9 protein-coding genes are annotated in these 8,877 nt (G+C 57.3%); 7 read left to right on the forward strand and 2 right to left on the reverse strand.

Going from position 1 to position 8,877, the window contains the following annotated elements:
• Positions 1 to 88 precede the first annotated feature (88 nt).
• The 5 genes from WNY39_RS10005 (at position 89) to WNY39_RS10025 (ending at position 5,296) form a co-directional block, all read left to right on the forward strand.
• On the forward strand, positions 89 to 808 hold the full coding sequence (locus tag WNY39_RS10005) for a response regulator transcription factor (protein ID WP_341232960.1): 720 nt from the start codon (positions 89 to 91) through the stop codon (positions 806 to 808).
• A 2-nt stretch (positions 809 to 810) separates the two neighbouring features.
• On the forward strand, positions 811 to 1,977 hold the full coding sequence (locus WNY39_RS10010; protein ID WP_342845387.1) for an FIST N-terminal domain-containing protein: 1,167 nt from the start codon (positions 811 to 813) through the stop codon (positions 1,975 to 1,977).
• Positions 1,978 to 1,979: 2 nt separating this feature from the next.
• Positions 1,980 to 4,199 carry a PAS-domain containing protein gene (locus WNY39_RS10015; RefSeq protein ID WP_342845407.1) on the forward strand — a complete coding sequence of 740 codons (2,220 nt, stop codon included), beginning with the start codon at positions 1,980 to 1,982 and terminating at the stop codon, positions 4,197 to 4,199.
• A gap of 81 nt (positions 4,200 to 4,280) precedes the next feature.
• On the forward strand, positions 4,281 to 4,943 hold the full coding sequence (locus WNY39_RS10020) for a hypothetical protein (RefSeq protein WP_342845388.1): 663 nt from the start codon (positions 4,281 to 4,283) through the stop codon (positions 4,941 to 4,943).
• Positions 4,940 to 5,296, forward strand: a complete 357-nt coding sequence (locus tag WNY39_RS10025; protein ID WP_342845389.1) for a hypothetical protein — start codon at positions 4,940 to 4,942, stop codon at positions 5,294 to 5,296. The genes WNY39_RS10020 and WNY39_RS10025 overlap by 4 nt, the downstream gene beginning before the upstream one ends.
• 8 nt (positions 5,297 to 5,304) lie before the next feature.
• On the opposite strand, the gene WNY39_RS10030 is transcribed toward WNY39_RS10025, so the two are convergent.
• A complete protein-coding gene (locus WNY39_RS10030) occupies positions 5,305 to 6,120 on the reverse strand; it encodes a quinoprotein dehydrogenase-associated SoxYZ-like carrier (RefSeq protein WP_342845390.1) in 816 nt (271 codons plus the stop codon).
• Between the two features lie 170 nt (positions 6,121 to 6,290).
• Between WNY39_RS10030 and WNY39_RS10035 the strand changes: the two genes are divergently transcribed.
• Entirely contained in the window at positions 6,291 to 7,334 is a 1,044-nt protein-coding gene (locus WNY39_RS10035; RefSeq protein ID WP_342845391.1) for a quinoprotein relay system zinc metallohydrolase 2, read from the forward strand.
• Between the two features lie 16 nt (positions 7,335 to 7,350).
• Here the strand turns inward: WNY39_RS10035 and WNY39_RS10040 are convergent, their stop codons facing one another.
• On the reverse strand, positions 7,351 to 7,968 hold the full coding sequence (locus WNY39_RS10040; protein ID WP_342845392.1) for a hypothetical protein: 618 nt from the start codon (positions 7,966 to 7,968) through the stop codon (positions 7,351 to 7,353).
• A gap of 163 nt (positions 7,969 to 8,131) precedes the next feature.
• Between WNY39_RS10040 and WNY39_RS10045 the strand changes: the two genes are divergently transcribed.
• A partial coding sequence (locus WNY39_RS10045; protein ID WP_342845393.1) for an alcohol dehydrogenase catalytic domain-containing protein occupies positions 8,132 to 8,877 on the forward strand: 746 nt, incomplete at its 3' end.

The following is an 8,877-nucleotide window of genomic DNA, read 5'->3' on the forward strand; positions in this document are numbered from 1 at the left end:
AACTTCCCGCATAAATTGAGTTTATTTTGCGGAATCTGTTGAAAAGTTTCCTGTTCTCCGTAGCATCGCGGCTGGGAGGACTACTATCATGGAACATTTCGGTGTGCCAATACAGCAGGACTTTGTGTCGTCCATGCTGATTGTTGATGACCATCCACTATACAGCGACGCCTTGGAATCGGCGCTGGAACTGGTGTTTGAAGATTGTGATATTCGCAAGGCAAGCACCCTAAAAGGGGCTTTGGAAATGGCGAAAGGCGGCTTTGAGCCGGACCTGGTCATGTTCGATCTTAAGCTGCCGGACGTAACGGGAATTTCCGGTTTCCGCACGTTGCGAAAGCATTTTCCAGACTCGCGGGTATTGGTGATTTCTTCGCTGGCCTCGTTCGAACTGGTGCATTCCTTGTTGCGCGATGGCGCGTCGGGGTTTCTACCCAAAGACACATCCGCACAAGCGCTGCGAGGTGCCCTGGCCGAGATTATGGCCGGTGGGGTTTACGTGCCAAAGGGGTTCCAGCAACCCAGCGGCGGGGATCGCGACGGGATATGGTCAAAATTTGATCACCCCAAACTGGCAGAGATGACACCGCAGCAAAAGCGGATCATGCGGCTGATTTGCCGGGGCAAAGCGAACAAGCAAATCGCCTATGAACTGTCGCTGGCCGAAGCAACGGTCAAGGCGCATATCACCGCATTGCTGCGCCGTCTGGGGGTGCGCAACCGTACGCAGGCTGTTGTGATGGTCGAGGGCGCAATCGCCCAGCAATTCGGGGATGAGCCGGAAGCGCGCGCCTTTCTTAGGCATTGAGCATGCTGCACACGCACCCCGAGCAAACCGGACCAACCTGCGTTCGGGTTGCGGTTTCGCGCGCAGCTGATGCAGAAGAAGCCGCCCGCGAGGCGGCGGCGCAGATCAAGAACTCTGTGACCTGTTTTGTTTTGTGTTTCGTTCCGGGTCGTCTGGATTGTCAGGTCGTTGCATCCGTCCTGGATGACGCGCTGCATGGCTTGCCGGTCTTTGGCTGTTCGACGGCGGGCCAGATCACCACCCAAGGATACGAGACCGACGCGCTGTTATTGATGGCCTTCCCCAAAAGCCATTTCCGCTGCTCTTCAGTTTTGTTCGAACCCATGAACCCGCTGTCATCGACCGATGTCGCGGCCCAAGCGCAGCGCGCCGATCAACGTTTTCAACACACGGCGGGCTGGCATCGGTTGGGGCTGATCTTCACCGACGGGCTGTCCAAACAAGAGGACATTCTAAGCTCGACACTGGAGACCGTGCTGACCGATCTGCCGATTTTTGGCGGGTCGGCCGGTGACGGTCTGTTGTTTGAAAAGACCTTTGTGTTGCACAAGGGGAACGCCCTGAGCGACGCGGCGGTGTTGCTGTTGGTGGAAACGGATTTGCCTTTCCAAGGGGTCGGGTTTGACCATTTCCTGCCTGCTGGATCGCATATCATTGTCACCGACGCCGACCCCGAACAACGCAAAGTGTTCGAGATCAACGGCGCACCGGCGGCGCAGGAATATGCGCGGTTGGTGGGCAGTTCGGTAGAGGACCTGTCGCCCGAGATTTTCGCCGAAAACCCGTTGTTGATCCAATACAACGGCAATCACTATGTGCGCGCCATTTCAGATGCAGACGAGGATGGTGCGCTGTCGTTTCTGGCGGCCATTGATGACGGGCTGATCATGACGCTGGGGTTGGGTCAAGAGATCACCAAGACGCTTAAAACCGGGTTGGATATCCGTGACCGACGTGGCCAGCGCCCGGATTTCATCCTTGGGTTCGACTGCGTCCTGCGCAAGCTTGAGATCGAACAAAAGAAATTAGGCGGTGCCGTGTCGGAAATTTTAGCTGACGCGCGCCTGTTCGGGTTCAACACCTACGGCGAACAGCACTGCGGTGTGCATATGAACCAGACCCTTGTCGGCGTGGCATTTTTCGGACCAGATGAGAGGACATTCTTTTGACCATGATTGATCCTCAGGCCCCGCTGCCGGAGCAGGTGAAAAGGCAGTCAAAAATCATTGATGCGTTGGTGCGTCGGGCCAGCCAGCAAAAAGATGTGGGCCCTTCTGCGTACCGCGCGTTTCAGTCTGCGATTGATCTGCAACAGCAGGTCGCGGCCCAAACGCTTGAGCTGGAAAGCGCGCGATATGAACGCGAACGCACGCGCAAGGCACTGGTGGAGGCGTTGGCCTCGATGGAGGAAGGCTTTGCGCTGTTCACCGATGGCCGGTTGAACATCTGCAACGAGCTGTTCAAGGAACTGCTGCCCGATGTTTCCAGCATGGTCGTGCCGCAGCTTGAGCTGAAGCTGTACTTTGACCTGATGGCGACCAGCCGTTTTCTGGTGTCGACAAACCGCAAGCTGGTGAATGTCTGCAAGGACTTGGAAGACGCAGGCGCATCCGATCCGGCGGTGTCCATCGTGGCCGAGCTGCTGCGCGACCGTTGGTATCAGCTGAGCGTGCAAAAAACCTCTCCCGAAAATACGGTGCTGTTGCTGACGGAAATCACCGCGCTGGTGCAGCACAACCGGCGCGAAAAGGAACACCTGATAGACCAGCAAGAGGATTACCTTCAGGCGGTTTTCCAAAACATGAGCGCGGGTGTTTGCACCTTTTCTGCCGAAGGGCAGGTGATGATGCACAACGGGCGTTTTGGCGATATTCTGGGGGTGCCATTGTCAGCTTTGCAACCGGGCACGCCGGTGCAGTCGCTACTGGGTTATATGACACATCGCAACCTGATCGAAGAAAGCGTGCTGACGCAGATGGAAGCGTGGCAGCAGGAGATGGTGAATAAAGGCTCGTTAAGCCGTCGTGTGTTGCATGGTGGGGGGCGGGTTCTGGATGTCTATGCCAACGTTTTGCCAGACGGCCATTTTCTGGTTGAGCTGAAAGACGTCACCCTTGAGGCGCGGTCGACCGAGCTGTTGGAAAACCGAGTGATGGAGCGTACCGCAGAATTAACCCGCGCCAATGAAAAGCTGACCGCGCAATACGAAGAGAAAGCACGCGTTGAAGAGGAATTGCGCATCTCGAAAGAACGTGCCGAAGCTGCAGTATCTTCGAAAACGCGGTTTCTGGCGGCGGCGAGCCATGATTTGCTTCAGCCGATCAATGCCGCGAAATTGCTGATCTCTACCCTCGAGGAAACCACCCGTGAGACCCGGTTCCTGCCCATGGTCGAACGGTTGGGCGGCGCGTTTGCCTCGGCAGAGTATCTGTTGCATTCGTTGCTGGATATATCGCGACTGGAAAGCGCAGACCCTGATACGGTGTCAGCCAGCGATGTGAACCTTGGCACCATCATGATGGGGGTCAAATCGGACCAGATGCTGCTGGCCGAACAGAAATCAGTTCAACTGGATGTGGTCCCCAGCTCAGTTTTCGTGCGCTCTGATCCGGTGTATTTACTGCGGTCCGTGCAGAACCTTGTGGTGAACGCCATACAATACACCAATGTCGGCGGTCGCGTGTTGTTTGGGTGCCGACGTAAGGGCGACAAGATCGTTCTTGAGGTGTGGGATACCGGGATCGGTATCCGTCGCAGGGACCAAGCGCGCATTTTTGACGAATTCACCCGCGCTGAAAACGTACCGATTGGATCGGGTGTTGGGCTGGGTCTGTCGGTGGTGGATCGCGCGTGCCGGTTGCTGGGTCACCGTTTAAGCGTGCGGTCCAAGCCCGGCCTTGGGTCCGTGTTCAGCATCGAGATGGACATCGTGCACGACGCGGCACCCGTCGCGACGCAGCACATCCCCGTCCGCGAGCTTGAGGCGGATTCGGTTGATCACATCGTGGTGGTGATCGAAAATGACGCGGATGTTTTGTATGGCACGACCCAGTGGCTTCAACAGTGGGGGGCAAGCGTTCTGTCCGCCAGTTCAACCCGGCAGGCGGTGGAGTTTGTCCAGGACATGGGAATGGCCCCCGATATTATTCTGGCTGACTATCAGTTGGATGACGCAGATACCGGCATTCATGCAATTTCCGAGATTCGCGCGATGACGGGTGCCCAGGTGCCTGCGATTTTGGTGACTGCAGATCGCAGCGAATCTGTCAGACGCACCGGAGAGCAGAACGACATATCGGTCATGACCAAACCGGCGGACTTGCTGCGCCTTCGGGGGCTGATCGAATGGAAAATCCGGTCAAACAAGCCCCCTGCGGACATGTCGGGATAGGCCAGACAGGAAGTATAGACAAAAGTCGAAGGTGACAGTGATGCACAAGCCCCGCACAGTTGACCACGAGAGGATACAACAATGATCATCAAAACCTTGGCCGCTGGGATTTTTGCGATCTGTATTGCGGGGGGCGGTGTGGCGGCCCCGCTGGGCGGCGATCAAACCTATGACATGCTGTTTCGCAACGGCACCTTGGATGACATCAACCGGGATGGGGCGCTGGTGTATCGACGTGTTGTTGAAAATGCGTTGAACCCCGAATTTGCTGCCCGTGACACGGGCGACATCGCGCTTAGCTTTCGCGAGGGGCAGGCCACGATGGCGATGCTGGAGTTCCAGCAAGATGGCAAACATCGTGTGCTGGGAACATTCCCGGCCAGTGTGGGCAATCCGATGATCATGTATTTCTACGAAGCCGTTGTGCGGGATATGGCGGAATCTGCCGGCGGCAGCCCCTTTTATATTCGCAACCGTGTCAAAGAAGCGTTGATTCAACCGTCTGATGTTGAAGTCGGCGAAGCCCGGTTTGACGGACGTGTTATCAGAACCCAGACCATTCGGCTTTACCCCTTTGAGGGCGACAAGAACCAAGACAGGATGAAGGGCTTTGGCGATCTTGAACTGCGCGTGACCATGTCCGACGAGGTGCCAGGCTGGTATCTAAGCCTTGTTGCCGAGGCTGCGGGCGGTGACTTATTTCGGTCAGAGCTGTTGTTCGACCATCTTGAGGACGCGAAATGAAGCGGTTGATTTGCGCCTTTGCCGTAGCCTGTTCCACCCTCGGCACTGGTGTGTCAGCGCAATCGGTGGCGGACCGGTTGAACGATTATCCCACAGCCGCGCGGGCGGATTATGTGTTCGCTTGTATGGTGACGAACGGGCAGACCCGCGAAATGCTGGATCGCTGTGCCTGTTCAATCGACGAAATCGCGTCGATCCTGCCTTACGCAAAATACCTTCAAGCCGAGACCGTGTTGTCGATGCGCCGGGTCGGGGGCGAACGGATGTCGTTTTTCAAAAGCGCCTCAATGGCCGAGCATTTGGTCGCTGATATGCGACGCGCCCAAGCCGAGGCCGAGATTGTTTGTTTTTGATGGCCTGATCACCCACTGACGGCTTTGGGCAATACAGTCTCGAACATGTTGCCTTCGGTGTCTGTCGCTTTGACCGTCAATGCGGTCGACCCGTTGTCGTTATAGGCAAAACGGAACACCGGATTTTCCGAGATTGAAATGCCGCCATCCATGGTGAACAACAGCGCGTCGCCCTGCCAGACCTCCATATGGTCAATGAAATGCGCAGGGATGAACAGCTGTGTGATCTGGTCGCGCTGCAGACCTGAATAATTGGGATGACGGATCATAATCTGCGCTTCGCGGCGCGGGGTCGACATCTGAACGCCATCGCCCGCGAACTGGCGCAGCTTCATCGCGCCCATACCAGCAAGCGCGGCTTGCGGGTCTTTGGTCGCCGGTGCCGAACAGCCCCCCGACGCTTTGACATAGCGGCCCGTCATATAAAGACCGTCTTGCGTTTCAGCGATCACCCTGATGTTGGAATACTGGTTCACACGCACCCGCATTTCGAAATCCAGCACGCCCATATCTTTGCCAAAACCGAACACCGCCGCGATCGGTGCGGGGTTTTCATCAATCACCACAGTTGCGGCGGAAATGGTGGCGGCGGGGTCCAATTGCTTGAGAACAATGGGCACCGTTGCGGCATCATGCGCGCGGTAGGGCGCATCAATACTCAGCAGGCCATCGGCATTTTCCAGCAGGGCATCGCCGACGACATCACCCCTAAGATCATCCCACGTCGCGCTGGCTTGGAGCGGGTTTTGCGCCGTATCAGTCGCCCAAACAGGGCCCGCAAACAGCGTGGCCATCGCAGCCGCGATTGTCAGTTTAAAGAGCATTGCAGTCTCCTTCGGCATCCAATCAGCAAGTTTATCGCATATTTTGCCTGAAAAATACATCGATACCTAAGGCTGATTGGGTCTCACGTTTTCGTGTGAAACGATGGCCGTGGCATTATGGGTGCTACGCTGCCCGCGTCGGAGGATCAGATGAGCAGGGGGGAATACATGTGTTTGAAGCCGTCGTATCGCTGTGTCTGACGCTAAGCGATGGGCCTTGCCGCGATCAGTTGTTGCCGGGTCACGAGGCCGCAACCCGTGCGTCTTGTACCGCATCGCTTGCCGCTTCCGCGCCGTCTTTGGCCAGCTTTGAGGGCCTTGGCATTTTGGGTGAACCAACCTGCAAAACTATGGGAATGGCATTGGAAGTCACAGAGATTGCCGAAGGTGTCTTTGTGCATATGGGGCTCATCGAAGAGCCGAACCCGACCAACCGCGGCGACGTGGCCAATCTGGGATTTGTCATTGGTGAAACCAGCGTTGCGGTGATCGATACCGGTTCGGCCCGCTGGATGGGGGAGGCTTTGTGGCGCGCCATCAGGCAGCGCACCGACAATCCGGTGACCCATGTGGTTCTGACCCATATGCACCCCGATCATGCGCTTGGCGCGGCCCCTTTTGCCGCCGCTGGGGCGCAGATCGTTGGTCACGCCAACCTGCCGCGCGCGCTTTCTGACCGACAAGAAAACTACCTTGAAAGTCTGAACCGTTTGATCGGACCCGCGCAATTTCTGGGAACGCAGACCGTACCGATAGATGTGCTGGTCCACGACCGGCGGGACATTGATCTGGGCGGTCGCGTTTTGGAACTTCGGGCGTGGCCCTTGGCACATACCGCCGCTGATCTGACCGTGTTGGATACGACCACACAGACGTTGTTTGCGGGTGACCTGATTTTCCACAGACACGCGCCCGCGCTGGATGGCAGCCTGATGGGGTGGCAGGGGGTGTTGGCAGAGCTGCAAAAGATGGAATTGGCCAAGGTGATACCGGGGCACGGCGGGCCTGCGCTGGACTGGCCAAGCGGGTTGGAGGCGATGACGAGGTATCTGAACGTGTTGGAGACAGATACGCGTGCCGCGATTGAAGCCGGTGCCAGATTGGGCGATGCGGTCGAGACAATCGCGCAGGAAGAGGCCGCGCATTGGGCGCTGTTCGAGGCCTATAACCCGCGCAATGCAACAGGTGCCTTTACCGAGCTGGAATGGGACTGACCGCGCTGCGTTAACCCTAGTCCGCCGCGACCTGTTGCAACACCTGCGCGATGCCGAACAAACGGCGTTCCAGTAGGACCGGTGTTTCGCAGATATACTGAATGCTGCGCTGCCGATCCGTGTAAATGATCTGGTCCCAATCCAGTTGTTCTTCCAAGGCGTCGACGCGATCATAATCGGGCTCTGACGTGGCCATGATCGCATCCATCTCGGCGCGGGCGGTGTCGATTTTCTTGGCCAGCGCAATCTGGCTTAGGGAAAAGTCGCCAATGCCGCCAATGATTCGTGTTCTACGCTTCGAAAGCGTCTCAAACGCGCGGGAAAACACCAACCCTAGCAGTTCAGGATCGCCGTCATGCGCCTTGGCAAAGGCGTCGACCTGCGGCTTTGCCTCGTCCAGATCGACCCGTCGCAAGGACAAACGGCTTGCCAGATCGTCGATCTCGGCGCGGGTTTTGGCGTCTTCGGGCATGGATTCAGGATCAACCGGAAAGGGCCACATCAGCCCCAAGGATAGCGTTTCGACCTTGCGCTGCACACAAGGCCATGTCGGATCCGAAAAATCGGCAGCCAACCCGGGAAGGGCCGGCACCATCAGAAGAACCGATAACGTGAGGTGCTTGAACAAGGTCATTATGGCCCCCGAATTTATACTGCAACTATGGCCAAGCATCGCGTGCAAGTCCACTGCACCCAATACCCACCATTGTCCTAGTTGATTTGCAAATCGGGCGGTCACCATACTGATACAAACGTAAATCTGGCAGCCAATGCCATGAATGCTGGGGGGATTCTGGATGAGAACACGAGCGGCAGTAGCTGTTGAGGCGGGCAAACCGCTTGAGGTCATGGAGGTGAACCTTGAGGGTCCCAAGCGGGGCGAGGTTTTGGTCGAGATGAAGGCCACCGGCCTGTGTCACACTGATGAATTCACCCGCTCGGGCGATGATCCCGAAGGGATCTTTCCGGCCATTCTGGGCCACGAGGGTGCAGGCATCGTGATGGAGATCGGCGAGGGCGTCACCACGCTTGAGGTCGGCGATCACGTGATCCCGCTTTATACGCCCGAATGCCGCGAATGCGAATATTGCCTGTCAGGAAAAACCAACCTCTGCCAGGCCATTCGCGTCACCCAAGGCCAGGGCCTGCTGCCCGATGGCACCACGCGGTTTTCGATGCTCGATGGCACGCCGATCCACCATTACATGGGCTGTTCGACCTTTGCCAACCACACGGTTGTGCCTGAAATCGCGCTGGCCAAGGTCCGCAAGGACGCGCCGTTCGATAAGATTTGCTATATCGGCTGCGGTGTCACCACGGGCATTGGCGCGGTGATCAACACCGCCAAAGTCGAGATCGGCGCGCGCTGCGTTGTATTCGGGCTGGGCGGCATCGGCCTGAACGTGATCCAAGGGCTGCGGCTGGCCGGTGCGGATCAAATCGTCGGCGTCGATCTGAACGACGACAAGGAAGAAACCGGTCGCTACTTCGGCATGACCGATTTTGTGAACCCGTCCAAGGTTGACGGCGACATGGTGGCCCA

The organism is Sulfitobacter sp. AS59 (assembly GCF_038899995.1).
In the GTDB taxonomy this organism is placed as follows: Bacteria; Pseudomonadota; Alphaproteobacteria; order Rhodobacterales; family Rhodobacteraceae; genus Sulfitobacter.

Coding starts and splice junctions, on each gene's coding strand:
- WNY39_RS10025 (WP_342845389.1), top strand. CDS start 4,940: ATGAAGCGGTTGATTTGCGCCTTTGCCGTAGCCTGTTCCACCCTCGGC.
- WNY39_RS10030 (WP_342845390.1), bottom strand. CDS start 6,120: ATGCTCTTTAAACTGACAATCGCGGCTGCGATGGCCACGCTGTTTGCG.
- WNY39_RS10020 (WP_342845388.1), top strand. CDS start 4,281: ATGATCATCAAAACCTTGGCCGCTGGGATTTTTGCGATCTGTATTGCG.
- WNY39_RS10040 (WP_342845392.1), bottom strand. CDS start 7,968: ATGACCTTGTTCAAGCACCTCACGTTATCGGTTCTTCTGATGGTGCCG.
- WNY39_RS10010 (WP_342845387.1), top strand. CDS start 811: ATGCTGCACACGCACCCCGAGCAAACCGGACCAACCTGCGTTCGGGTT.
- WNY39_RS10005 (WP_341232960.1), top strand. CDS start 89: ATGGAACATTTCGGTGTGCCAATACAGCAGGACTTTGTGTCGTCCATG.
- WNY39_RS10015 (WP_342845407.1), top strand. CDS start 1,980: ATGATTGATCCTCAGGCCCCGCTGCCGGAGCAGGTGAAAAGGCAGTCA.